Source organism: Microbacterium sp. NPDC089188, assembly GCF_040685155.1.
Lineage (GTDB): Bacteria > Actinomycetota > Actinomycetes > Actinomycetales > Microbacteriaceae > Microbacterium > Microbacterium galbum.
In genome coordinates this window covers 1,073,439-1,098,686 of sequence record NZ_JBFBHH010000001.1, presented here as the reverse complement: position 1 = coordinate 1,098,686, position 25,248 = coordinate 1,073,439, and the positions used below count along the sequence as shown (strand labels likewise).

The 25,248-nt window shown below is 68.3% G+C and carries 20 protein-coding genes and 1 pseudogene; 9 read left to right on the top strand and 12 right to left on the bottom strand.

The genetic code is table 11. The features are described from left to right. Window positions 1–45: 45 nt before the first annotated feature. Window positions 46–1,128 carry a glycosyltransferase gene (locus tag AB0N80_RS04965; RefSeq protein WP_363577914.1) on the bottom strand — a complete coding sequence of 361 codons (1,083 nt, stop codon included), beginning with the start codon at window positions 1,126–1,128 and terminating at the stop codon, window positions 46–48. A 422-nt stretch (window positions 1,129–1,550) separates the two neighbouring features. Beyond that, window positions 1,551–1,958: a hypothetical protein gene (locus tag AB0N80_RS04960; RefSeq protein ID WP_363577912.1), complete on the bottom strand. Its 408-nt coding sequence runs from the start codon at window positions 1,956–1,958 to the stop codon at window positions 1,551–1,553. Between the two features lie 959 nt (window positions 1,959–2,917). Here AB0N80_RS04960 and AB0N80_RS04955 point away from each other — a divergent pair. Beyond that, a complete protein-coding gene (locus tag AB0N80_RS04955; RefSeq protein WP_363577910.1) occupies window positions 2,918–3,103 on the top strand; it encodes a hypothetical protein in 186 nt (61 codons plus the stop codon). Window positions 3,104–3,695: 592 nt separating this feature from the next. Here the strand turns inward: AB0N80_RS04955 and AB0N80_RS04950 are convergent. From AB0N80_RS04950 to AB0N80_RS04940, 3 genes and pseudogenes are all read right to left on the bottom strand, one after another. Continuing rightward, window positions 3,696–4,625, bottom strand: a pseudogene (locus AB0N80_RS04950) (IS481 family transposase). A gap of 115 nt (window positions 4,626–4,740) precedes the next feature. Then, complete coding sequence (locus tag AB0N80_RS04945; RefSeq protein ID WP_363577908.1) at window positions 4,741–6,615, bottom strand: DUF4012 domain-containing protein; 1,875 nt, start codon at window positions 6,613–6,615, stop codon at window positions 4,741–4,743. After that, window positions 6,612–8,030: a hypothetical protein gene (locus tag AB0N80_RS04940; RefSeq protein WP_363577906.1), complete on the bottom strand. Its 1,419-nt coding sequence runs from the start codon at window positions 8,028–8,030 to the stop codon at window positions 6,612–6,614. Before AB0N80_RS04940 ends, AB0N80_RS04945 begins: the two co-directional genes overlap by 4 nt. Before the next feature lie 160 nt (window positions 8,031–8,190). Here AB0N80_RS04940 and AB0N80_RS04935 point away from each other — a divergent pair, with 160 nt between their 5' ends. Continuing rightward, complete coding sequence (locus tag AB0N80_RS04935; protein ID WP_363577904.1) at window positions 8,191–9,615, top strand: polysaccharide biosynthesis tyrosine autokinase; 1,425 nt, start codon at window positions 8,191–8,193, stop codon at window positions 9,613–9,615. Beyond that, entirely contained in the window at window positions 9,612–10,217 is a 606-nt protein-coding gene (locus AB0N80_RS04930) for a low molecular weight phosphatase family protein (protein WP_363577902.1), read from the top strand. The genes AB0N80_RS04935 and AB0N80_RS04930 overlap by 4 nt, the downstream gene beginning before the upstream one ends. Window positions 10,218–10,236: 19 nt before the next feature. Here the strand turns inward: AB0N80_RS04930 and AB0N80_RS04925 are convergent, their stop codons facing one another. From AB0N80_RS04925 to AB0N80_RS04915, 3 genes are read right to left on the bottom strand one after another with little or no spacing between them, the layout of a single operon-like run. Beyond that, complete coding sequence (locus AB0N80_RS04925) at window positions 10,237–11,739, bottom strand: hypothetical protein (RefSeq protein WP_363577900.1); 1,503 nt, start codon at window positions 11,737–11,739, stop codon at window positions 10,237–10,239. A 32-nt stretch (window positions 11,740–11,771) separates the two neighbouring features. Then, the gene (locus AB0N80_RS04920) at window positions 11,772–12,248 is read right to left on the bottom strand and encodes a VanZ family protein (RefSeq protein ID WP_363577898.1); all 477 of its coding nucleotides are present in this window, start codon (window positions 12,246–12,248) and stop codon (window positions 11,772–11,774) included. Between the two features lie 2 nt (window positions 12,249–12,250). Then, window positions 12,251–13,015: a glycosyltransferase family 2 protein gene (locus AB0N80_RS04915; RefSeq protein ID WP_363578182.1), complete on the bottom strand. Its 765-nt coding sequence runs from the start codon at window positions 13,013–13,015 to the stop codon at window positions 12,251–12,253. Between the two features lie 155 nt (window positions 13,016–13,170). Here AB0N80_RS04915 and AB0N80_RS04910 point away from each other — a divergent pair, with 155 nt between their 5' ends. Both AB0N80_RS04910 and AB0N80_RS04905 read left to right on the top strand, forming a co-directional pair. Next, window positions 13,171–13,587: a GtrA family protein gene (locus AB0N80_RS04910; RefSeq protein WP_363577896.1), complete on the top strand. Its 417-nt coding sequence runs from the start codon at window positions 13,171–13,173 to the stop codon at window positions 13,585–13,587. Next, on the top strand, window positions 13,584–13,868 hold the full coding sequence (locus AB0N80_RS04905) for a hypothetical protein (RefSeq protein ID WP_363577894.1): 285 nt from the start codon (window positions 13,584–13,586) through the stop codon (window positions 13,866–13,868). The genes AB0N80_RS04910 and AB0N80_RS04905 overlap by 4 nt, the downstream gene beginning before the upstream one ends. A gap of 189 nt (window positions 13,869–14,057) precedes the next feature. On the opposite strand, the gene AB0N80_RS04900 is transcribed toward AB0N80_RS04905, so the two are convergent. Next, complete coding sequence (locus AB0N80_RS04900; protein WP_363577892.1) at window positions 14,058–15,827, bottom strand: DUF4012 domain-containing protein; 1,770 nt, start codon at window positions 15,825–15,827, stop codon at window positions 14,058–14,060. A gap of 386 nt (window positions 15,828–16,213) precedes the next feature. Here AB0N80_RS04900 and AB0N80_RS04895 point away from each other — a divergent pair, with 386 nt between their 5' ends. Genes AB0N80_RS04895 through AB0N80_RS04880 form a run of 4 tightly spaced genes read left to right on the top strand, consistent with a single transcriptional unit; the run spans window position 16,214 to window position 20,589 of the window. Further along, complete coding sequence (locus AB0N80_RS04895) at window positions 16,214–16,915, top strand: acyltransferase (RefSeq protein ID WP_363577890.1); 702 nt, start codon at window positions 16,214–16,216, stop codon at window positions 16,913–16,915. Then, entirely contained in the window at window positions 16,912–18,006 is a 1,095-nt protein-coding gene (locus AB0N80_RS04890) for a glycosyltransferase family 4 protein (protein ID WP_363577888.1), read from the top strand. The genes AB0N80_RS04895 and AB0N80_RS04890 overlap by 4 nt, the downstream gene beginning before the upstream one ends. Continuing rightward, the gene (locus AB0N80_RS04885; RefSeq protein WP_363577886.1) at window positions 18,003–19,379 is read left to right on the top strand and encodes a hypothetical protein; all 1,377 of its coding nucleotides are present in this window, start codon (window positions 18,003–18,005) and stop codon (window positions 19,377–19,379) included. Before AB0N80_RS04890 ends, AB0N80_RS04885 begins: the two co-directional genes overlap by 4 nt. Further along, window positions 19,360–20,589 (top strand): hypothetical protein, encoded by a 1,230-nt coding sequence (locus AB0N80_RS04880; RefSeq protein ID WP_363577884.1) that lies wholly within the window; start codon window positions 19,360–19,362, stop codon window positions 20,587–20,589. The genes AB0N80_RS04885 and AB0N80_RS04880 overlap by 20 nt, the downstream gene beginning before the upstream one ends. Window positions 20,590–20,605: 16 nt before the next feature. Here AB0N80_RS04880 and AB0N80_RS04875 read toward each other — a convergent pair whose 3' ends face one another. From AB0N80_RS04875 to fusA, 3 genes are all read right to left on the bottom strand, one after another. Next, entirely contained in the window at window positions 20,606–21,493 is an 888-nt protein-coding gene (locus AB0N80_RS04875; RefSeq protein ID WP_363577882.1) for a hypothetical protein, read from the bottom strand. Window positions 21,494–21,718: 225 nt separating this feature from the next. Further along, a complete protein-coding gene (gene tuf / locus AB0N80_RS04870; RefSeq protein ID WP_076673648.1) occupies window positions 21,719–22,912 on the bottom strand; it encodes an elongation factor Tu in 1,194 nt (397 codons plus the stop codon). A gap of 161 nt (window positions 22,913–23,073) precedes the next feature. Then, window positions 23,074–25,188 carry an elongation factor G gene (gene fusA, locus AB0N80_RS04865; RefSeq protein WP_076673646.1) on the bottom strand — a complete coding sequence of 705 codons (2,115 nt, stop codon included), beginning with the start codon at window positions 25,186–25,188 and terminating at the stop codon, window positions 23,074–23,076. Window positions 25,189–25,248: the final 60 nt, after the last annotated feature.

Genomic DNA, 25,248 nt, shown 5'->3' with positions numbered 1-25,248 from the left:
ACTCCTAGGGACGGGCGGGATGCTCTGCGGCGGATGGCGGGGAGGTCAGGCGCGGAGCAGTCGGAGGAGAGCGTCCCGGTAGTCGGCGCAGACAGAGGTCCAGGTGTAGTGCCGCGCGGCACGTTCCGCCGCTCCCGCGGAGGCTTCGGCCCGCGCGTCCGCATCCGCCATGAGCTCGAGGACGGCGTCGGCGATCGCGGTGGGCTCGGGCGCGCACAGGTGCGCCCCCTCACCGAGGACTTCACGGTTGTAGACGGTGTCGCGAGCGACGATCGGCGTGCCGGTGGCCATGGCCTGGACGAGGGTCGGGTTGGTACCGCCCACGCTGTGGCCGTGGAAGTAGACGCCGGCATGCTGCCACAGCGCGAGCAGCCGGTTGTCGTCGCTGATGTGGCCGAGCGCGTGGACCCGGGGGTTCGCTTCCGAGAGGCGATGGGCCTCCTCGTCGAGAGGGCCGCCGTAGCCGGAGGATCCGACGATGACGACGGGGTGGGTCGCCGCGATCTGCTCGGCCGCCTCGAGGAACTCGGGGATCGTGTTCTCCGGGACGAACCGAGCCACCGCGAGAACGTAGCCCCGGTGCTCGAGACCGGCCTCCACGGGGAGCGAGGCCACGACATCTCCGCCGTAGGGGATGAACCGCCCGTCGCGCCGGAACTCCTCGTTCCAGCGACGCTCGATCTCGCGCGAGTCGAAGACGAGGTCGTCCGCGAATCGTGCGGTCAGACGCGCTCCGGTCTTGAACACGAACTTCGCGAGCCGCCCCCATTTCGCGCGGTCCCATTCGATTCCGTCGACGTTGACGAGCGTCCGGATGCCGCGCACCTTCAGAAGCGGCAAGAAATAGCCGTTGGCCACGTTCATCACCAAAGCGACGTCAGGCTTCTTCCGGAAGGCGTGGAGGCATGCAGTCAGGCCGTAAGACAGAGTGCTGAGAGACTTGCTCTCCACTCCCCTAGTGACGACCGTGTGGACGCGCAGATCGCGCTCCGGATCCTCGGGTTTAGTCGCACCGGCACGGCCGTACACGGTGACGTCCCAGCCGTCGTCGGCCAGGAACGGCGCGAGCTTCCTTACGGCGGTCTCGAACCCGCCGTAATAGCTTGGATATCCACGCGTACCGATCATTGCGACAGAGAATGTCATGCCGTGGGTGCTCCCGCTCTCCGATGGTTCTGCACCGCGTCTCAAGATGCTTTCCCAGCCTACATTGGGGCCTTTCAGTGGGCCTGTTGCGCCGCCGCCGTTCTCGAATTGAACGCACCCGCGGTCGAACTGGTCGTCAGGGACGCGCGGGAGACGTTCCTAGGTGTACTGGCCTCGACCGTTGTTGATTCGGTCGATGGGGGCTCCTCCGATGCCGAGGTGGCGCCTGTGTAGGTTGTAGTGGTCACCTGAACGACCATATAGTCGTGCTCGAAATGCCCTGCAACGGCGGGCGCTGGGAGCCCGTGGAGTGGCGCAACGCCGTCGCTGTCCGCCGAATGCGAACGGCCCCGTTCCGTCTGGACGCAGACCGGGGCCAGTTAGGCTTCGCGGGAATTTTTCCGCTACGGCATCACCCATCCGAGGTACTGGCCGGAGGGTACGCCCGTGACATCCACGATCCTGGTCGTCAAGAGGGAGTTGCGGTCATCGGTCCGCTTCCCCGGGGCGATGAATACCTTGCCACTACCCACGCTGATGCCCTCGAGGCCTTGGAAGCCGTTGGTGATGTCGGGGCCGTAGAACACGAGCGCTCCGATCGGAGGGATCCCCGAGGTGGTCGCGGTGGCGGCGTAGTGCTGGCTGAAGATGTCGATCGCCTTGCCTGCGCCAGGGATCGTCTTGCCGGTGGCGTAGTAGCCCCAGTAGGGCAGCTTGGGGCTGTTGCCCGAGAGGCGGCCGACGAGTGACACTCCGCCGGAGTAGCCCCACTCGGCCTCCGGGAACAGCTCCCGCGCCAGGCCTTTTGACATGTAGGCGCGGTTGACAAATTGCAGAGCGAAGTTGGTGGCGGAGATGTCTTGGCGCGTTGCGTTGCAGCTCGAGAGCTGGTCGCCTCCGGTGGCGACCCGGACGTGAAGGCCGCTGTTGGCGATGCGGGAGGAGTGGGCCCAGCCCTTCAGGGAGCCGTAAGCGACGTAGATCCAGTGGTCGGTTCGGTATGCGCCGGTAACGTTCTCGCCCTTCCCCCAGCAGACCGCGTTTACATTCGAGCCTGAGGGAATGACTGCGTCCTCACGGGGGTAGCACCGGTCGCCGCTACCCCAGGAGCACCAGCGGAGTTGGATGTCGGATGTCGCTCGGGGTGCCGCCGCGGCGGAGGTGGTGGTGGTGGTTGTTGCCGCTGACGCGGGTCCCCCGATGAGCGAGAGGGTGACCGCTGCGATCGCCCCGATTGCCGCCAACGTCCTTCGCATGTGCCCCCCAAAGCCCGGTGGGCGCGCGGGTTGCGCCCAGCGGAAGCATAGCTGACGCCCAGCTTGTGTTGAGTTTCCGGACGCTGATTATTCATGCAAAGTCCGGGCGAGGCCAAACTTGGATCGCTCGTGTCGCCTGCTGGTTGTCGTGCTTGAAATGCTTTGCGTAGGCGGCCCCTGACATCCCGTGGGGTGGTGCAACGCCCTCATCGCACGCCGCCTGGGCTGACCTCTTGCTCACGATAATCGCTCTGCCCATCGCGATTGGCACCGCCGAGGGAGCAGGTGTGACGGAAACGGCAACGCCGAACCTTGTCGTGGGGACCGTGGCAATGGTCATTGGCGTTTTCATCACAGCGAATCATCAACGCCTAGTTCGCAGCATCGGGAAGGGCCAAGAACAGGTCGTTCGCAAGAACGGCACGGATCTCCTGCGAAAGATGCAGAGCGCTTGGTGGGTGGGATTTGCGGGCGCATGGTGTGTCTTGCTGTAAATCGCGATGTGGACTTTCGCCGTGGTCGACATCGTCCGACGGATTCGAGCGCATGACATGCTAGGCGGCATGGAAGTGGAGCGCACCACCCGTCGGCCCATGCCCAGCTCGATCGCGCTCATTCTTATAAGCTGCGCGGGCTTCGCCGTCGCGAGCTCTGTGCTCCTCGTTGGCGCCGCCATCGACAGCGCGTTCTTCAGCAGGTGAGCGCCAGGCCACTTTGAAGGTGCTTCACAACGCAATCCGCTCTCCATAGGCCGGACCGCCGTGGCCGTCCTGGACCCTCTCGTCGCAGCTTCGCGCACGAGGCCGGGGAGCCCTGGGGGCCATCTGATGTCCGACAGAGCGCAGCCGGCGTACTCCCTCTATGCCCGAGACCTCGGGGTTCACGTCGAGCCGCCACGTCCGTCACGAGCCCTCCGTCACGCGCAGGTTCGGAGGTTCCGTTGTCGGGCCGTCGCTGGAGACGCTGATCAGGCACGGCGCTCCCACGCACATGAAGCGATAGATCTCTTCGACGGCTCACGTGCCGCTCATGAACCACTCCCCTGCGACCGCACCCAGGCGTCCCACGTCGCCGTGATCTGCGCCCACTCTTCCTCGGTGTATACGCGTTAGACGATGCCCCAGCCACCTGGGACGCCGTAGGTCTGGCCCCCGTCGACGTCACCGAAGCCGGAACCATGAACCGGGGTTCCAGTGGGCGCGGCCACCATCAGCATGGAGCCACGAGAGCCGCTCTCGTCTTCAGGGAGGCTGCCGCGGGGGTGCGGTCCTCCGTCTGCGCCCACGGAGCGGACTAGGTGTACTGGCATCGACCGTTGTTGATTCGGTCGATGGGGGCTCCTCCGATGCCGAGGTGGCGCCTGTGTAGGTTGTAGTGGTCAAGCCATCTGGGCAAGGCCGCGGTTCTGTTGCTGTTGAATGCGACGGGTTGGGCGCCCATTCGGTTGCGAGGGTGCGGTTCAGGCGTTCGACTTTGCCGTTGGTCCGGGCGCAGTGCGGGCGGATGAATTTCTGAGTGATGCCGTGCGCGTCGATCACGCCGCGGAACGCGGCAGAGTGTCGGTAGGCGAACGCGTTGTCGTTGATGACGCGTTCCACCTTCACGCCAAGGTCGGCGTGGAACGCGATGGCGCGGCGGAGCACGCCAGCGGCGGTGGCGCCTTTCTCGTCGTCATGGATCTCTGCGTAGGCCACTTGGGAGTGGTCGTCGATGACGGTGCGGACGTAGTCGTAGCCCGTTTTGTGGTGCGAGGTGCGATGAACGGCCGATGTCTGGGTCGAGTCGGCCCGCCATCCGCCTCCGCTGGGGATACGGGCCAGTTTCTTTACGTCGATATCTACTTGAACGGATTACTGCCCCGGCGACGGGAACCAGGTCCCGCAGCAGCGGAACGTGGTGACGGCGCAGCACACGCCCGACCGTCGAAGCCTGCATACCGAGCTTCGCGGCGATGAATACTGGCCCGCGTGTGGTCAGCGTCCGTCGGATTTGGATGCGGGTCTCCACGCACGGCCCCGTCCTGACGGGATGTGTTCGGGCGGCGCTGGAACGGTCGATAAGACCCGCCGGCCCGTTCTCACGGAACCGACGCCACCACCGCCACGCGGTCGTGCGCGAGATGCCCATCTCGGCCGCGACATGCGCCACCGCACGCCCCGGCTGGATGCGGTGACCCATCATCAACCGACCGGCCGGAGTCAGCCGGGCATTGTCGTGAGACACGAGAGACCTCCGTGCGTTCGAGCTGAAGAACTAGACAGCTCCAACTCGACCCCGGAGGTCTCTCCTACGTCAACAGCGATCCGGGTCAGTACCCCTAGTCCGCCGATGGAGCGGTTTACGATGCGAACCCCTCGACAAAGACGTCGCACGACGGATCTATCGTGACGGGCGTGTCACTCGCCGTCGGCGTGTGACGGAGGTCGAGCGGTCCCGAGGGCCCAGCCGGCAGCTGGACCGTGTACGACACCGTGCGCGTCTGCCCCTGGCCGAGCGTCACGAGGCGGCTCTCCCCGACGTTGCCATTCTGAACCCCGCTCCGTGAGAGCGATGGGACGTCGCCTTCGCTCGGATCCATAGCCGTAATCGTCGCGCCGGGCGGAGCGAAGAACAGCGTGTCGAGCATCATGGTCGTTTTCGGCAGCCCATACGAGTCGTTGCGGAACCCCAGCGTGTAGGCATTCGTGATGTCGTCGGTGATGCTGTTGCGCATGTTCATCGAGACGCTGATGGTTCGATCAGCGGCACTGCAGGTCGCGGACACCTCCGTCGACAGGTGGTATTCGAGCTTTCCGATCGAGAAGTCGTTCAGGTAGATACCGAGCTGGGTCGCCGCGCTGTTGTCCGGACGGAGGCCTCCGTCGAGGCCGACCTCGGTGACCAGGGCCTGTGCCTGTTCGTCCGTGAACCACAGATTGACGCGCTGTTCCTGAGCGCTCCGAGCCAGTTGGTCGAACATCGCGATCGGGTTCCATTGACCGCCGGCGAGGCGCGAGAAGACCGTGGACGACACCTGCGCGAAGAACTCGTCGGACGAGCGACCATTGTCGCCCGCGTCGCCGAAGCGTTGGTACGCGTCACTGAGCAGCAGCTGCACGGCGTTGTCCGCGGTGATCTGCTCCCCGGTCGGCAGATCGACCGGGCCGAGCACCTCGAGCATGTGCGCCAGAACCACGGGGTCGATCGACATGACGCCGTCGAACTGCGAGCCATCGGTGCGGTTCCACACCGACTCGAACAGGCGGGCCGTCGTCGGGAAGTCGGGGGTGAAGGTGTAGTCCTGCGAGTAACGCGTGAAGGTGTCCGGGTACAGGGACAGCGTGCTCTCGGGAAGATCCAGAGCGGAGCGACCCGCCTGTCCCGCGGCGTAGAACGCCATCGAGTCGGACTGCTCCTTAAGCTCGATGCGACCGTTGTCGACGACCATCACGCTCGATGCCGCCGGGTTACCGCCCGTCGCGCGGATCTCGGCGTTGTTCTGGAAGACCACGAGATAGGTCTTCGGACCGTCGCCGCCGGCCGCGGCGAGGAGGGAGGGGAGGTACTTCTGCACGAGGGTCAGCGATGGCGCCGCCTGGTCGACGATCGTGGCGACCTGATCGAGCGGCTCCGTCACGAGCGGCAGCAGACCGCCGCGGTCGATGCCGTCGGTGACGACCTTCGCGTCGGTGAAAGCTGCGGTGATCTCCGGCAGCGCGCCCTCCGCCTGGCGGAACGGCTCCAGGTTGATGCCGCCGCCCTCGACCGCGAGCGAGGAGAAGTCGGACGCCGAGAGCAGGGCCACGGTGGGCGGCAGGGCGCGCTGGGTGAGGTCGAGCGTCATCGCCGTGAGCTGTCGGACCGCGTCGGTGTTCTCTTTGACCACCGGTACCGAGGACGCCAGATCCCAGAGCGGACCGACGGTTCCGGCATCCGCCCGTTCCGTCATCTCGAGCACCTCGCCCGACACCTGATTCAGCCCGTTGATGTCGCGGTTCGCGACGATCTGCGGCACGAACGAGAGCTTGGTCTGCGCCCCGAGCAGATCGGTGCGGACGGTGCCCGCCTCATGGCCGAAGGCGAGGAAGACGGCAGCGGCACCGAAGACGGCGAAGCCGAGCGCGCCGAGTGTCCAGCCCGAGATCGACGCCGCGACGCGGGCGCGGGAACGGGTCGACGGCGCTGCGCCGCCTCCCCGTCGCCGACGGAGCGACGGCTCGTTCGAAGAGCTCACAGGCCCACTCCGAAGAGGCCGGCCGACGGCACCGTGGGAATCTCGACGCCCGGGGACTCCTCGGTCGGCGAGGGCTCCGGCGTCGGCTCGACGGACGGTTCCGGCGACGGCTGCGACGGCTCCGGGGAGGGCGACGGCGCGGGGTCGGTGCCACCGTCGGACGACGAACCCCCACCGGGGTTCGAGGTGTCGCCGGGACGCGTCCCGCTCCCGGGGTTCCGCGGCGTCGGCGTCACCGGTTCGGCGTCGCGCTCCGCTTCCTCGATCGCGCGGACGCGCGCGTCCTCGGCGCGGAGGGCGTCGACGGCCGACGCGAAGGCGGTCATCTCCGACAGCCCGTCGCCACCAGCCTGCTGCGCCGCCGCCACCTTGGACGCCGCGTCGCTGACCGCCGAGCGGAAAGCCGAGCCCGCCGAGTCATTGGCGGCGAGGAGCGCCGCGGTGCTGCTCTCGATCGCGGTCCCGACGGTCTTGAGTTCCGTGCGGAAAGCGGCGAGGGCTGCGACCACCTGTGAACGCGCGTCGCGCGCATCCGTGACGAGGGGTGGGAGGGACTCGCCCGCGAGCCGGACGCCGTCGATGGCCTGACCGACATCGGTCAGCGATTTCTCGTCGATGGCACCTCGCTGATAGACGGGGACCGACACCGGGACCGCGGACTCCGCGGCCTCCTGCAACGCCGTGCGCGAGGACTCCGCCGAGGCCAGGACGGAGGCGTCCACCCGACCACTCAATCCCGCGAGGACGGGGGCACTCGAATCCGCGAGCGACGCGGCTTCGGAGACGGACGCCGCGTACAGATCGGCGGCGGTCTGCAAAACCTTCGTCTCGTTCGCCAGCTCCGCCTCGCGCTCACGGAGGCTGATCATCGCCTCGTCGGCGGGGTTGGCCGTCGCCCGCTGCACGACGGCGAAGGAGGCGGTCCCCACGAGGGTGAGGACGGCGAGAGTCGCGGCCGCGACGCTGAAGTAATTGACCGCGCCCACTCTTCGTCGCCCCCCGAAGAGGGGGCGACGGCCCACCTGTGCGAGCTCAGGAGCGCGCCATCCGGCCTCGTCAGCGCGACGACCGGGTTCGCGCCCCACGAGCGCCGACAGGTCCGCGGCGGGAGAGGCCGACCGGGCTGACGAGGACGCCGCACCCACCAGCGACGTCAGGTCGGAGGCACGTGATGCCGTGGACGGCGCGGACGCACCGACGATTGCCGACAATGACGGGCCCGAATCAGCCGACTCCGCCGCACCCGCACCGACGAGATCACGCAGGCCATTCGTTTTCACGGCATCGGGGACGTTCGTGGCGGACTCACCGACGAGAGAGCGCAGAGAATTCGCTTGCGCCGCGGACGAATCGGGGCCAGGCTGCGAGGCGCCGGGCTCCACGCTCGTGCCGAACAGCGTCTTGAGATCGTTCATGCCGTCTCCCGGGCGCCTTCTCGGCGCCGTTCTGCGAATGTCGTAGGGTAGTGGAGGGGGCGCCGAGATCGGCGCGAATTGCTTCGGGAAAGAATAGCCCGAGAATTCGCACCTATCCGCCGGGCACCCGCTCATCTGCCGATCAGCGAATGGACGAGGCTTGGAACTGCGCGACTATCTCAGGATCCTGCACCGCAATTGGATCCTCATCCTTGCGCTGACCATTCTCGGCGGTGCAGGAGCGTACGGCTATTCGCTCCTGCAGACTCCGACCTACGAGGCGAGCACGCAGTTGTACGTGTCGGTCCGGTCGGACAGCTCGGGCATCAGCGAGCTCGCTCAGGGCACCAGCTTCGCCCGCCAGGCCGTCGTCAGCTTCGTCGACGTCGTCGACAGCGCTGTGGTCCTCGACCGGGTGATCGACGATCTCAACCTCGACATGACGGCGCAGCAGCTGGCCGGGTCGATTCAGGCGTCCTCGCCCACCAACTCGGTGATCATCACGATCAGAGCCACCGCGGCCGACGCCGACACGGCCGCCTCGATCGCGAACTCCGTGGGGACCAATTTCTCGGACGTCGTCGTGAACCGTCTGGAGAAGCCGGACGGCGAGGCTGCGAGCCTCGTCCGCGTCGAGACCATCGCTCCCGCCCTCGTACCGACATCACCCTCGTCCCCGCACACCCCGATCAACGTCGCCCTCGGCCTGATCGTCGGTCTGGCCGCGGGCCTCGGCATCGCCGTCCTGCGGTCGGTGTTGGACACCCGTATCCACTCGCTGCACGACATCGAAGCCGCCACCGAGGCGCCGGTCCTGGGCGGAATCGCCCTCGACCCGGATGCCAAGAAGCGCCCGCTCATCGTACACGCGGATCCGCGCAACCCCCGTGCCGAGTCCTTCCGCAGCCTCCGCACGAACCTCCAATTCATCGACGTGGACGGCTCGTCCCGGTCCTTCGTCGTCTCGAGCGCAGGCCCCGGCGAGGGCAAGTCCACGACGACGGCCAACCTCGCCATCGCTCTCGCGGAGACGGGCGCCCGTGTGGCGCTCGTCGACGGTGACCTGCGCCTGCCCCGCGTGGCCGACTACATGGGCATCGAGGGTGGCGTCGGCCTCACCGACGTCCTCATCGGACGCGCCGAGCTCGTCGACGTCCTCCAGCAGTGGGGTACGGGCAAGCTGTTCGTCCTCCCCTCGGGTCGGACGCCCCCCAACCCGTCGGAACTGCTCGGCAGCCAGTCCATGCAGCGGACTCTGGAGGCCCTCGCCGACGCGTTCGACTACGTGCTGGTCGACGCTCCGCCGCTCCTGCTCGTCACCGATGCCGCCGTGATCTCCCGCTTCACCAGTGGCGTCCTGATGGTCGCGGCCTCGGGCACCACGAAGAAGCCCCAGCTCACCGCCGCCGTCGAGAAGCTGAACGCGATCGGGAGCCGTCTGTTCGGCGTCATCGTGACGATGCTTCCCTCCAAGGGTCCGGACAGCTACGGCTACGGTGCGTACTCGTACAGCGCCCCGGAGGAGACCGCCACGGCCGGTGCGCGGGAACGTCGGTCGCGGCGCGAGCGAACGGACGAGAAGTGACCTTCTCGGTCCTCTCGGTCTGCACGGGCAACATCTGTCGTTCCCCCGTTGCCGAGCTCATCCTCGCCGACGCGCTGCGCGCCGTCGGCGACGTGCGGGTCGAGAGCGCCGGAACGGGTGCGCTCGTCGGAAGCGGTGTGCCCGAGCAGGCGCAGAAGCTGGCGGCGACGCGCGGCGTCGACACCGCCGCCCACCGGGCACGCCAGATCGACGCGGGAATGGTCCGTGGCGCGGACCTGATCGTCGCGATGTCGCGCGAGCACCGTCGCCTCGTGGTGGAGTCGCTCCCGGCGGCCATGCGCCGCGCCTTCACCTTGCGTGAGCTCGCTCGAATCGCCGACGAGTTGGAGCCGGGCCTCGCACACGCCGTCGCCGCTTCGGGCGCGCAGACGCCCGAAGACGGGATGCGCGCCGCGGTGGCACACGCCGCGGCGCTGCGCGGCACGGTCGCACCGCCGGCGAGCCCGGACGAGTTCGACATCGTGGATCCGTACCGCCGCTCGGACCAGACGTACGCGCTGTCGTTCTCCGAGCTCTCCCCCGCGGCCGATCGCGTCGCGGCCTATCTGGTGGCCGGCGCCCGCGCCGTCTCGACCCGCTGACCCGCCGCGCAGGCGAACATCACGGCGCGATGCGCCGCCAGAACCGGAACCCGACCACGTCGCCCTCGAGCTCGTAGGCCGACGCCACCCACGGGGCGAGGCCTTCGAAGTGGGCCTCGTCGGGCGGGCACTCGATCGAAATGCCGCACGACACCGGCGACTCGACGATGAGAGCCGGCGGGAACGACGTGATATCGGCGAGATACTGGGCGGCAAGGCCCCCGTAGCCCTGCTCGACCGGGAGCGAGTACGTGATGGATGTCGGCGAGAGCCGCTCGGCGGAGGCGAGGATCCATGTCTCGGCGCCGTGCACCAGAACCCGGTCGTCGGGAGACGTCTCGGCGCGGACCCGCTCCACGAGCTGAGCCTGATACGAGCCCGCCAGGAAGACGCCCGCGCCGCGGACGGTTCGCGCGGATTGCAGAGCCCCGGCCGTCGAGCTCGACACCGTCAGGACGAGCGCCGCGGCGATGACCGTTGCCGACGCGAGCCGGCGCCGTAGCGGTGCCCTCCTCGACACGTGAGCCCGCACGGCCGGGAGGACGACAGAGCCGAGCACGGCCACGAGGACCGCGAAACCCGCCACGGCGACGACCAGGTAGTGGGGGTACGGGCGTCCGGATGCCATCTGAGAGAGGGCGTCCGCCCCGGCGACGACCAGGAGCAACACCACGATGGCGGGGAGGTGCCGGCTCTCCGCACCGGCGCGTCGACGCACGACGGCCCAGGCACCGAGCAGAACGAGCGTCCCCACGACCACCGCGCCGGATACGAGCGTCTGCGAGAGCGTGGCGAACGAACCGAGGCGATCGCCCCCGCCCGCACCGCTCGAATAGAAGAGGTTGTAGCGCACGTACTGGTCGAATGCGGCCCACAGCGCGTCGCCCGTGAGGAGCCAGAGCGCCAGCGCGGCGCCGATCGCCGCCGTCACCCCTACGACGGCCCCCACGAAGACGAGACGTCGACGCAGGAGCACGGCTGCCGCGACGACGAGGACGACCAGACCCGCCACATTGTTCATCCGCGTGAAGAGTCCCACCGAGAGGGCCGCCCCCACCACGAGCCCTCCGGCGGCGGCCATCCGCGCCGAGGCCTCGCGGCCGCGCGTGAGGGCGACATGGGCCGCCAGACTGTAGGCCACCAGCTGGAAGGGGAAGAGCCAGGTCTCCGTGAAGTTGCCGCCTTCGAAGACCGCGAGGTACGTCACGCCGGTGAGCAGGACGACCGCAGCGGCAGCGTTCCCGAGCCACCGCGCCCAGATGACTCCGGAGACGCCGAGACCGGCCGCGAGGACGATCCCCTCGAGGATCGGGGCTCCGACGATCCCGCCGCCGATCTGCCACGCCGCCGTCTCGATCGCGGCGAGGAGGGGGCCCTTGTGGTCCCATGAATCGACGTAGGGCATCCCGCCGCGCGACACCACCATCCCGGTGTAGGCGAACACCCCCGAGTCGCGGGTGATGTGCCCCGAGACGATCATCGGCACGAACGCGGCCACACTGACGAGAACAGCGGATGCCACGGCGAGGAGCGATGCGCTACGCGAAGGACGCCTCACGAGACGGGCTCGCGGACACCGATGACGTTCTGCTCGCGCCAGCGCCGAAGCACCCGTCGATCCCGGAGGTGGACGGCCGCGACGGTCGACGCCGCGACCGCGACACCGAGCCATCCCCCGATCGTGTTGGCCACCACGTCGTTGATCGAGGCGAACCGTGCGGGCAGGACGAAGAACTGCAGGGTCTCGAGGACGAAGGAGAAGGCGGGGACGAGCGGGAGGGCGAGCCAGAGGAAGCGCGTCGGGAACACCAGGGCGAGGAAGAACCCGAGAGGAACGAACATCGCGATGTTGGCCGTGAACTCGACCCATCGGTAGCCGAACCACCCGGGGACCCCGTTGCGATGGAGGACGGACAGCACCCGCTCGATTGCACCCGCGTAGCCCTGGTCGATGGGGGTCGGCGAGAGGGTCGCCGCGAGCACGACGGCGCCACACAGCACGAGACCCACCGCGGCGATCAGGAGGCGCATGGTCAGCCGCGCACCGCCGCGCCGCGGCCGCCGGGGCGTCCGATGCGGCCGGGGGCACGCCGCACGTCGACCCGCCAAAGTTCGGCGAGGGCCTGTCGCGCGAAGCGCACGAGACGCCGAGGCGGCAGGACGACGCGCGTGCGGCCCCCGCCCCACATCGTCCCCTGCGTGGCGCCGCCACGACGAGGGATGCTCTCGACGCCCACGTAACGCACGCGAAGACCGCCGCGCGCCTCGGCGATGGAGAAGTGCACGTGCGGGACCAGCGCGTCATCGGGCACGCCGTCGATCAGGCGGCGGAGCACGTTCGGGTCGTAGGCCCGCAGCGGGGTGTTCACGTCGGGAACGGAACGGCCGCACAGCGTCAGGACGGCGAAGCGTACGAGCGCGCTCAGGCAGCGTCGGAACCACGGATCGGTCCGCCCGCGTCGCACCCCGTGGACCACGTCCGCCGCCATGGTGTCGAGGGCAGCGGCCACGCGGACGATGTCGTCGCCGTGGAACTGACCGTCACCGTCGACGTGCACGATCACGTCCGCCCCGCTTCGAAGGCCCTCGGCGTAGGCCGCGAGCGCCGTCGGGCCGTGGCCGCGATTCCTCGGTGCGCGCACGACGTCGGCGTAATCGTCCGCCGCCGTCGAGGTGTCATCGGTCGAGGCGTCGTCCACGACGATCAGGGTGACAGAGGTACCGTGCGCAGTGAAGGACGCGCGAATCTCGGAGAGGAACGCGGGGAGCCCCTCAGCCTCATTGAACGCGGGTATCACGACCGCGTAGTGGTCTTGAGCCTGCACCGTGGATTCCCCGTTCCCTATCGGGGTAACCTCACCCGTCACATCCCCTGAACATGTAGCGTATGACACTCGTGGGGCGCAGCCGGAATCTTCGTCGTGCAGGCGCTCTGTCTGCACGCTTCCTCATCGTGGGCGCGATCAGCACGATCATCGAGATCGCCGCATTCAACCTGCTCCTCGTGCTCGGGGTCGGCCCCGTCGCCGCGAAGGTCATCGCCTCTCTCATCGCGCTCGTCAACGCCTACGTCGGGAACCGCGAGTGGGCTTTCCGTTCGAGGGATCGCGCGGGCGCGGGGCGGCAGATGGTCCGGTTCCTCCTCGTCAACGCGGTGTGCACGGGGATCGGAGCCGGCGCGGTCTGGCTCGGGGCGCGCTCTCTCGAGGCGGTCTTCGGCCAAGCGGACGCCGTCGGACTGAATGTGGTCAACCTGGTGTCGATCGGCGGGGTGACGGTGATCCGCTTCCTGCTCTACCACCTCGTCGTGTTCCCTCCCGCGCGCACGATTCCGGGCGCCGACGGCCCCTCGGGTAGGCTCGCTCCGTGAAGACCGCCCCCCGCGTCCTCGGCACGCTGTCGCTCCTGGCTGCGTTCGCCTCCCTCGGCGTCCAGCTGGCGGTGGTCGCGCGGATCTGGGCGGCATTCGTGGAGACGATCTCCCTCACCAGCACCCTGGCGCTCAGCACCGCCGGCGCGGTGGTGGGGTTGGCACTCGCCGTCGTGGCCGTGATCGTGCGCCGCGGATCGTTCGGCATGCTGGCGCCGATCGCCGGTCTGACCAACCTGGGCCTCCTGGCCGCCTACCTGTACCTCTTCGCCGTCCTCTGATCCGCTCGGGCGCGCCCGCGCCACCGGCGCGAAGCCGGCGAGGCAGTCCGCTCGGGGTGAGCGCCGTTCGGCCTCGCCTCGCACCTGGTCCTCGTCGCACCCGCACTCTACGTCGGTCGCGTTGCCCCGGCGTGGGCTACGGCCCCGTCCGCGCGCTTCGCGGTCACGCGCCGGGGGAAACCCCCGGGCTCACCCGCACGGCACCTCGACGATCGAGCTGGCAACGGGGTTCACCATCGGCGTGTGCACCAGACCGAGGTCGTCGCTGTCGTCCGGAGTGCCTTCGAACTTCACGGCGAGCGTGTGTACCGACTCCGGCGGGTTGACGACCCACATACGTCCCACGGGTCGCCCGAGGTGCTCGCCCGTGGTGATCGCGACGTCCGTGCCGTCGATGACGGCATTGACGAAGCGTGAGCCGATGGGCCCGTAGAACTGCAGGTCGGTGCCGATCGTGCCTTTGGGGTAGTGCGCTCCGGCATTCACATACCGCACGAGCCCGCTCGACGTCGCCTCGTCGAGGCCGTTCGCGAACGTCACTACCGCCGTATAGGTCGGCACGGCGGAGCACCGGTCGACGAACAACTCCGTCGACATGTCGGTATAGAAGCTGAGCTTGGCCTCGGTCAGGTCGTTGACGAAGACGCCGACGGTGGCGTCCTTCCCGTCCTCCGGTGCCGGCAGCGGCCCGAGCATCCGCGAACCGCTGAAGGCGTCCTGGGTCGCTTCGTCGAACGAGTGGAAGTAGACACGGTTCTCATCGACCGAACGGACGATCGCGGAAGCGAACGGGATCGGCGAGAAGTCCCCCGACGAGATGGCGTCGAAGATCTCGACGGCCGCTGAAGCGAAGAACACGTCCTGGTCCTCGTTGTCCGGGTATCGCGCGTACACATCGCTCAGGAGGATGCGGACGGCATCCGAGGACGTCAACTCGTCCCCGGTGGCCAGGGTGATCGGCCCGGTCGCGCTCAGAATGTACGAAAGCACCACCGGATCGATCGCGATGACACCGTCGACCGGCGTGCCGAACCGTTCGGTCCAGTACGCCGTGGCCAGTTCGGCCGACAGGCTGAAGTCGGGTGTGGAGGTTACGTCCTGCGACCACCGACCGATCTTGTCGTCGTAGAGCTTCACGAGTTCCGAGTCGAGCGGGATGATGGGCGACTCGCGCTCGTTGGCGAAGTCGCTGCTGGACGCCTGCTGAACGATGTCCATCTTCCCGTTCTCGACGCGCAGGAGGACGACGGATGCCGGGATTCCCCCCAGTCCGCGGGCCTCCGCGTTGTTCTGGACCAGGAGCAAATAGTTCTTGGATCCGTCCTGACCCATCATCGACGGGAGCTGCGGGAGGATCGCATCGGCACGGGACAGGGCCGGTTGCAGGGCACCGACCGCGCCGGTCAGCTGAGACAGGGGCTCCCGTAGCAGGCCGGGCACGTGGCGGAGGTTCACTCCGGACAGGGCGTCGGCGGCACGCTCCCCCGCCTCGGAGGCGGCGGCGACCGGACCCGCCAGCTCGGAGAGCGCGGCGATGTCGAAGGCGCCCCCCTGCGGACGGAGGAGGGCGGGATCCACGTCGACGAGCTGCGGGAGGACGCCGTTGGCGAGTTCGTCGACCGCGACGGTCGACTCGCGGACGGCGTGCAGCGAGGCACCGACGAAAGGTGCCTGCTCCGCGATCCACCAGAGCCAGGTGTCCGCCGCACCCCGCGCGGCACGGGCGTGCGACTGCAATTCCGCGATCGAATCGTTCAGGGCCGTCCGGTCGTCGGAATCGAATTCGTCCTGCATCTTCGAGACGACCGGGACGGCAGCACGAAGCTCTTTCTGCGCGACGAATGCCCCGATGCCCACTGCGGCCACGACGGCGACGAGAGCGGCACACAGGGCACCGAGAGCGACCCAGGCGACGAGAATCGGCCGCGGACGGCGAGAAGAGCGAAGTGACATTTCCATCCGATCACGCCGCGAGTCGGTGGTCCGGCGTCGGGCGCGACGGGCACCTGCCGCGCGATCGGTATGCTACCTGAGTCCGGTAGGAGCCCCCTGAGCAGCCATTTCCTCGAGCAGCGAAACGGGTATCCTCCTCCGCGGTCGGCGAGGCTTGGGGGAGACACGTGGACCACGAATCACCGACGGCGCGCCCGCCCGTCGCGACGTTCCTGACCGGCATTCCCGGGAAGATCCCAGATTCCCGGATGACACCCGGGAATACTTCAAAGGTGGGGTCATCGAATATCGCGGTCAGGGGCGCTCGGCGCTTGACTCGCGTGCCCCCCGTCACACCGGCCCACGATGTCGTGCCCGGCTTCATGCGTCCCGAAAGGACCCGCTGAACCGTCATGGGTATCGTGCAGAAGATCATCGGCGAGCAGCGCCAGCGGCTCAGCGAGGCCGGAAGCGACCGGTGGCCCGTGGTCAGTGTTCAGCTGGCGGCGAAGGTCGGTCCGATGGCGGTGCGAGGCGCCGTGCTCGCGCCGCGCCTAGGATCGCGGGGAGGCGTTCCCCTCATCGGCCGCGGAGTGCGCGTGCGCAACCCCCACCTCGTGCATGTCGGGGCCGATCTCGTCGTCGAGGACTACGCCGAGATCCAAGGCCTCAGCCGCGACGGCATCCGACTCGGCAACGGTGTGTCCATCGGGACCGGCACTCTCATCCGTCCCAGCAGTTATTACTCGCGCGCCATCGGCGTCGGCCTCGTGATGGGCGACGGCAGCAGCCTGTCGCCGGGCTGCTACATCGGCTGCTCCGGAGGGGTCGTTATCGGCGACAAGACCATGCTCGGCCCCGGCGTCCGCGTCTTCGCGGAGGATCACGTGATGGCCGATCCCACCGCCGACGTGAAATCCCAGGGCGTGCACTGGTCGCCCATCACGATCGGTTCGGGATGCTGGATCGCCAGCGGCGTGACCATCACCTCGGGCGTGTCGATCGGCGACGGAGCGGTCGTAGCCGCGGGCGCGGTCGTGACGCGTGACGTTCCCGCCGGCGCGGTGTACGGGGGCATCCCGGCGCGCGAAATCAAGACGCGGAGCGTTTCGTGACCCGTCGACGAGCCATCGTCATCCACCCGTCCGACGAGATGTACGGCGCGGACCGCGTGCTGCTGGAGGTGTTGCGCACGGTTCCCGACGATCTCGATCTGGAGGTGTGGCTGCCCACGGACGTCGACTATCCCGAGCGCGAACTGTCGAGCGCCCTTTCGGCCCGCGGCATCGTCGTGCGCCACCTCCCCCTCCCGATCATGCGCCGCGCCTACCTGCGACCCACCCGCCTGGTCGGCCTGGCCATGCGCGCCCTCTCGACCGGGGTGCGCCTCGTCGCCGCCCGCCCCAGGCTCGTGTACGTCAACACCGCCGCAGCGGCGCTGACCGCTCCCCCGGCCCGTCTGAGCGGTGCACGCGTCGTGCTCCACCTGCACGAACACATCGATGCCCGGTCGCGATCCGTCATCCCGTTCCTCCGCTACGCGCACCACATCATCGCGGTCAGTTCCGCGGTCGCCCGCGCGCTCCCGTCTCACCTTCGGGGGCGCACGACCGTCGTTCACAACGGCTTCGACACCGCACCGCCGACCGACCTGCCGTCGTTCGCGAACGGGATCCGCGTCGTCATCGCGAGCCGATGGAACGCGTGGAAGGGACACCGCGTCTTCCTGGCCGCGTGGAACCGAGCGTCGCGCTCCGACCTCACCCTCGAGATCCTGGGCGATGCACCGCCCATCGGCGAGGCCGTCGACGTGCGCGCGATCGTGGAGGACTCGGCGCGGGGCTCGCAGATCACGGTCGTCGGGCGCACCCCCGACGTCCGCTCGCACCTCGACACGGCACATGTCGTCGTCGTCCCCAGCGTGCTCCCCGATCCGCTCCCCACCATCGCGATCGAGGCTCTCGGCGCCGGCCGCGCCCTGCTCGTGAGCGACGCCGGAGGCCTCCGGGAGATCGTGGGCGACAGTCCGCTGGTCGTGCCCCCCGGGGACGTCGAGGCATGGGCCGCGGCACTCGACTCGCTCGACGAGGACAGCATCCGCGACGCCGCCGCGGCCGCTCGGGAGCGCTTCGAGAAGCTCTTCGCACGTGACACGTTCGACCGACGCATCCGCGCCGAACTCTGGGACCTCGTCGCCGGCTCATGATCCTCCCCACCGCGACCGCCTACGCCCGCCCGACCCTCACGGGACGCACGCGCCTGCTCACCCTGGTGCTCGTCGGCGCTGTCGTCGTCAGTTCTTTCCTCGGCCGCTACGATGCCGAGGTCCTCGGGTTCCGCGTGCGGGTGGAGCAGGTGGTGCCGCTCGTGCTCGCGGCGTGGATGACGCTGCATCCGGCGCTCCGGCCGGCGTTCCTGCGCGCCCTCCGGCATCCGGTTCCGCTCGTCTTCGCGGCCTTCGTCGCCTGGAACGTCGTGACGACGCTCATCTTCTCGCCGAGTCTGACGTGGAGCGCGTCGATCCTCATCTGGCTCGTGATCGACCTGCTCCTGCTGGTGTCGCTCATGGCGATCGCCGAGGGGGCGGAGCTCGCCGGACGACTGGGGCGGTTGTCGGTCGCACCGTGGGCACTGGTGGGCTTCGCCGCCTACGCCGTCGCGAACCTCACCCGCGGACGGGTCGCGCTCGGCGCCGACTTCGACTACCTCTACGAGGTCTACGTCGCGCGTGTGACGGCGCTCGAAGCCAACATCTACGCGTCCATCCTGATCTTCTGGACGCTGCTGACGATCACCCGTCGCGGCATCGGGCGGTGGGAGGTCGCGGCGATCACGGTCAGCGTCCCCCTCGGGCTCGTCGCCTCGCAGACGCGCACCGCGGTGTTCAGCCTCGTCCTCGGACTCGGCGTCTTCGCCGTGTACACGCTGTTCTCGCACCGGTCCGCCCGGCGAGAGCGACTGCGGCGCATCGTACCTGCGGGGGTCCTCGTCGGCAGCCTCATCGTCACCTACGGCATCGTCGCGGCCCTCGGTGGCACGGCCCCGGCCGACCGGACCCTCCCGCCGACCGCCGCCCCCACCGCCTCCAGCGCGATCGCCCCCGGCGCGACGCCCACCCCCGCCCCCACCCGCGAGCCCGACCCGACCAACCCCGAGCAGCAGAACAAGATCGGCGACGTCGACTTCCAGGGCGGCACGATCGCGTTCCGCGTCGAGGTAGCGCAGCTCGCCGCGCAGGAAATGACGGGCGTCAACCTCTGGCTCGGCAACGGGACGAACACCTTCGGCTTGCGCCACGAGCAGCCCGGCACCCCTGGGATCAGCGGGCACATCATCATGCTGCCCGTGCAGGTGCTCTACGACGGCGGCATCGTGGGCCTCGGCCTGCTCATCGCCCTGTTCGTCGCCGTCTTCGTCTACGTGCCTCGAGAACGGAAGCCCGTCGCGGCCGGCCTGCTCGCGTCGTACCTGCTCTCGGCGACGCTTACGAGCATGTTCTGGTTCGCCATCACGTGGATCCTCATCGCTGTACTGCTGCGGCCCCTCACCGAGGACGAACGTGACCTCACCCGCGCCTGAGGCCCCGCGACCCCACCGCGCGCGCAGCGTCGCGCTGCTGACCGCCGTCTCGGCCCTGTCCGCGATCTCGCCCCTCATCGCCCTCCCCCTGATCACCCGCGCCGCCGGCCCCACCGGGTTCGCCGAGATCGCGATCGGACAGGCACTGGGCACGCTCGCGGCGACCATCATCACGTTCGGGTGGGCCGTGCGCGGGCCCGTCGAGGCGGCGCGCTCGAACCACCCCTCCCGCGTCTTCCGGGCGAGCATCCTCGTGCGCGGAGCCAACAGCGTGGTCGTCCTGCCGCTGGTCGCGCTGGTCGCCGCGATCGCGAGCCACGCCGATGACCACGCCCTCGCGGTCGTCTCGGCGCTGGCGTTCTCGCTCCAGGGCCTGTCCCTCAGCTGGTACGCCGTCGGCATCGGTCGCCCCCTGCTGTCGCTCGTCTTCGACGCCCTCCCCCGTATCGTGCTGAACCTCGCCGGCGCCCTCGCGGCGCTGCTCACCGGCATCCCTCTCGTCTATCCCCTCGTGCTGCTCGTCGGCACCCTCGCCGCCTTCCTCACCTCGACGTGGCTCATCGGACTGCGCGAGCAGTTCTCGGCTCGCGCCGCCCTGACGGATGCCGGGAACGCCTACCGCCGTGGATGGCGCACCGCCCTCTCCGCAGGGCTCCTGACCTTCTCCGAGACGGCGCCGCTGTCGGCGCTCGGTGTCGCCACCTCGCCCGCCGCCGTCGGCTTCGCGCCCTTCGATCGGGTGCTCAAGTACGGCTACATCGGCGTGTACATGGTCACCGGGTCCTTCCAGGGCTGGGTCGCGTCGGCGGACGGCGCGGCGGGGCTGCGTCGCATGCGCCGCGCGGTCGGCGTCCACGCCCTGCTCGCCCTGGGTCTCGGGGGCGCCTTCGCCCTCGTCGTCCCCTGGGCCACCCCGATCGCGCTCGGTCCTGGATTCGAGCTCAGCGCCCCCACCGCACTCTTCGGCGGCGTCGCCCTCGCCGCGATGACCCTGGCGACGGCGCTCGGAATGTGCGTGGTGCTCCCGAGTGGACGCGACGGCGCGTACCTCGCGTCGGTGTGTGTAGGAGCGGTACTGATCGTGCCGGCAGTGCTCATCGGAGCAGCGGCTGCGGGAGTGGCCGGGGCCGCCGCCGGAGTCGCAACCGTCCAGCTCGCCTCTCTGGCTGCGCTCTCGGTCGCCGCGACGCCGGTGCTGCGCGGCCGCTGACGCCCCTCAGGCGTCGTCAGGCGAGGACGTAACCCGCAACCGACATGGCCACCCACACGGCAGTGAAGACCATGCTCATCAACACGGGACCCCACACGCGCCGGGAAAGAGCCACAAACACGGATGCGGCGATGCCCAGGCCGATGAGCAGCGCGCGCGGCATCCCGGACACCGTCCCAGAGAACACCAGCGGGACGATCGCGAAAGCGACCGCCGAGACGGCGCCCGCCACCACACGAGACCACACCGGGGACAGGTAGGTCGCCGCGAAGGTTTCCGCAGCCGGGTAGACGAAAGCGATGGCGAAGAAGGTCAGCCCCAGCACCACGACGAAGGGAGCGACGACGCCCAGCAGCAGCCAGCGCGGAGACAGGGCGGCGAGGGCCGGGAAGCCGAGGTTGCTCGCGAAGACGCCGGTGATGAACGGCAGAACAGCCCCGGCGACGAGCGCCCAGAGCACGTCGAGCCCGCGCAGCGAGAAGAACCCGGCGAGGCGCGTGCGCACCATCAGTGACATTCCCGTCGCACCGAGCAGGAATGCGGCGAGGACGCTGCCTACGCTGCGACCGGTCGCACCGTCGAAGGCGACGGAGGCCAGCGAACCGACGGCGACCGCAATGACGAGAGCACCAGCGGCTGCCGCGAGCGGCTTCCAGGTGCCGACGAAACCGGAGGCGATGCGCTCGCGCGGCGCGACGGCTTCCGACCGAGCCGTGGCAGGCGTGCGCGGGCGGTCAGCCTCGACCGCGTCGCGACGGCGGTCCGACGCGTCGAAGGGCCGGGTCGCGGCATCTCCCCCGCGGTCGACGAGTCCATCGAACACGTCAGGTGCGATGGGGCTCTCAGAGGTCGCGCGCGCCTCGCGGCGGGAGCGGCGATTGGGCTCGGCGGGGGCGTCACTCACCCGATCAGCTTACGGGTTTCATCCGCCCCGCCCCTGTTCCCGTCCCCGCGGTGGGGGCACGGACACGGACACGGACACGGACACGGACACGGACTATCACGCACGAGCGGGCACGGACGATCGCCGCGCTCGGTCTCGACGTACGGCGGCGCCGTCAACGGCATCGGGAAACGACAAAGGCCGGGCCCGAAGGCCCGGCCTGTGCCGAGTGAAGTCTGGAAGGACTTACTTGAGGATCTTGGTGACGGTACCGGCACCGACGGTGCGGCCACCCTCACGGATCGCGTAGCCGAGGCCCTCTTCCATGGCGATGGGCTGGATGAGCTCGACCGACATCTCCGTGGTGTCACCGGGCATGACCATCTCGGTGCCCTCGGGCAGCGTGATGACGCCGGTCACGTCGGTGGTGCGGAAGTAGAACTGCGGGCGGTAGTTCGTGAAGAACGGGTTGTGGCGGCCGCCCTCTTCCTTGGACAGGATGTACGCCGTGCCCTCGAAGTTGGTGTGCGGGGTGACCGAACCGGGCTTCACGACGACCTGGCCGCGCTCGACGTCGTCACGCTTGGTGCCGCGGAGGAGCAGACCACAGTTCTCGCCGGCCCAGGCCTCGTCGAGCTGCTTGTGGAACATCTCGATACCCGTGACCGTGGTCTTCTGCGTCGGGCGGATGCCGACGATCTCGACCTCGGAGTTGATCGCGAGGGTACCGCGCTCGGCGCGACCCGTGACGACCGTTCCACGACCGGTGATGGTGAAGACGTCCTCGATGGGCATGAGGAAGGGCTTGTCCTTGTCACGCACCGGGTCGGGGATGGAGGAGTCGACGGCCTCCATGAGCTCGACGATCGAGTTGACCCACTGCTCGTCACCCTCGAGAGCCTTCAGGCCCGAGACGCGCACGACGGGGGCGTTGTCGCCGTCGAAGTCCTGCGACGACAGGAGCTCGCGGACCTCGAGCTCGACGAGCTCCAGGATCTCCTCGTCGTCGACCATGTCGCTCTTGTTCAGCGCGACGAGCAGGTAGGGCACGCCGACCTGCTTGGCGAGCAGGACGTGCTCGCGGGTCTGAGCCATCGGGCCGTCGGTGGCGGCGACCACGAGGATCGCGCCGTCCATCTGAGCGGCACCGGTGATCATGTTCTTGATGTAGTCGGCGTGACCGGGGGCGTCGACGTGAGCGTAGTGACGCTTGGGGGTCTCGTACTCGACGTGCGAGATGTTGATCGTGATACCGCGCTGACGCTCTTCGGGCGCGGAGTCGATCGACGCGAAGTCACGCTGAACGTTGGTGGCCGACGGGAACTTGTCGGCGAGCACCTTCGAGATGGCAGCGGTGAGCGTGGTCTTGCCGTGGTCGACGTGACCGATCGTTCCGATGTTCACGTGCGGCTTGGTCCGCTCGAACTTGGCCTTAGCCACTGGGTCCTCCTCAGGACGTTGGTTGCGAGGTCTCGGGCGCTGGATTGCGACCGATTCTTCGCGGGGATGGTTCTCAGATTACTAGAGAGTCGGTATTCAGTTTGTGCGGATGCCGGGAACCCGAGCAGAACCCGGGATTCCCGGCATCCGTGAGAGCGGTGTTACTCGCCCTTGTTCTTCTGGACGATCTCGTCGGCCACGGCCTTCGGGACGTCGGCGTAGCTGTCGAACTCCATCGAGTAGACGGCACGGCCCGAGGTCTTCGAGCGCAGGTCACCGATGTAGCCGAACATCTCGGACAGCGGCACGTTGGCCCGGACGACCTTGACGCCGGCGGCGTCTTCCATCGACTGGATCTGGCCGCGACGCGAGTTCAGGTCGCCGATGACGTCGCCCATGTACTCCTCGGGAGTACGCACCTCGACGGCCATGATCGGCTCGAGGATGGTGGGGTTCGCCTTGCGGACGGCCTCCTTGAAGCCCATCGAGCCGGCGATCTTGAACGCCATTTCCGACGAGTCGACGTCGTGCGAAGCACCGTCGAGGAGGATCGCCTTGACACCCACCATGGGGTAGCCGGCGAGCACGCCGACGTTCATGGCGTCCTGGAAGCCCTGGTCGGTCGGCGAGATGTACTCGCGCGGGATACGACCACCGGTGACCTTGTTCTCGAACTCGTAGGTCTTGTCGGCCGTGACCTCGAGGGGCTCGATCGCGAACTGGATCTTCGCGAACTGACCCGAACCACCGGTCTGCTTCTTGTGGGTGTAGTCGTGACGCTCGACCGCCTTGCGGATGGTCTCGCGGTACGCCACCTGGGGCTTTCCGACGTTGGCCTCGACCTTGAACTCGCGCTTCATGCGGTCGACCAGGATGTCGAGGTGGAGCTCGCCCATGCCCTTGATGACGGTCTGACCGGTCTCGGCGTTCTGCTCGACGCGGAACGTCGGGTCTTCTTCGGCGAGCTTCTGGATGGCGACACCCAGCTTCTCCTGGTCGGCCTTGGTCTTGGGCTCGATGGCGACCTCGATGACCGGCTCCGGGAACGTCATCGACTCGAGGACGACCTGGTTCTGCGGGTCGCAGAGGGTGTCACCGGTGGTGGTGTCCTTCAGACCAATGACCGCGTAGATGTGACCGGCGGTGACGGAGTCGACCGGCATCTCCTTGTTGGCGTGCATCTGGAAGATCTTCCCGATGCGCTCCTTCTTGCCCTTGGTCGCGTTGACGACCTGGGCACCGGAGTCGAGGTGACCCGAGTACACGCGGATGTAGGTGAGGCGACCGAAGAACGGGTGCGTCACGATCTTGAACGCGAGCGCCGCGAAGGGCTCCTCGCGGTCGGCGTGACGCTCGATGACGACCTCTTCGTCCTTGGGGTCGTGCGCCTCGATGGCGGGCACGTCCAGGGGCGAGGGGAGGTAGTCGACCACGGCGTCGAGCATGGGCTGCACGCCGCGGTTCTTGAACGCCGAACCGCACAACACGGGGTAGACCTCGCTGGCGATCGTCATCTTGCGGATGGCGCCCTTGATCTCCTCGTGGGTGAGCTCTTCGCCACCGAAGTACTTCTCGAGCAGGGCGTCGTCGGACTCGGCGACGGTCTCGAGGAGCTTCTCGCGGTACTCCTGCGCCTTCTCGACGAGGTCGGCCGGGATCTCCTGGATCTCGTACTTGGCGCCCATGGTGACATCACCCTTGGCGTCGCCGGGCCAGACCAGGGCACGCATGTAGACCAGGTCGACGACGCCGACGAAGTCGTTCTCGGCACCGATCGGGATCTGGAGCACCAGGGGCTTGGCCTTCAGGCGGTTGACGATGGTGTCGACCGTGAAGTAGAAGTCGGCGCCCAGCTTGTCCATCTTGTTGACGAAGCAGATGCGGGGGACGTCGTACTTGTCGGCCTGACGCCACACGGTCTCGGACTGGGGCTCGACGCCCTCCTTGCCGTCGAAGACGGCGACGGCACCGTCGAGCACGCGGAGCGAACGCTCCACCTCGACGGTGAAGTCGACGTGACCGGGGGTGTCGATGATGTTGATCTGGTTCTTTTCCCAGAAGCACGTCACAGCAGCGGAGGTGATCGTGATGCCACGCTCCTGCTCCTGCTCCATCCAGTCGGTCGTGGCCGCACCGTCGTGCGTCTCGCCGATCTTGTGGTTGACGCCCGTGTAGAACAGGATGCGCTCGGTCGTCGTCGTCTTGCCGGCATCGATGTGCGCCATGATGCCGATGTTGCGGACCTTGTGGAGGTCGGTGAGCACGTCTTGTGCCACGGGTGTCTTCCTTACCTGTTGGGAGGTTGATGCCGGGCCCATCGGAGGGTCCGTGACCGG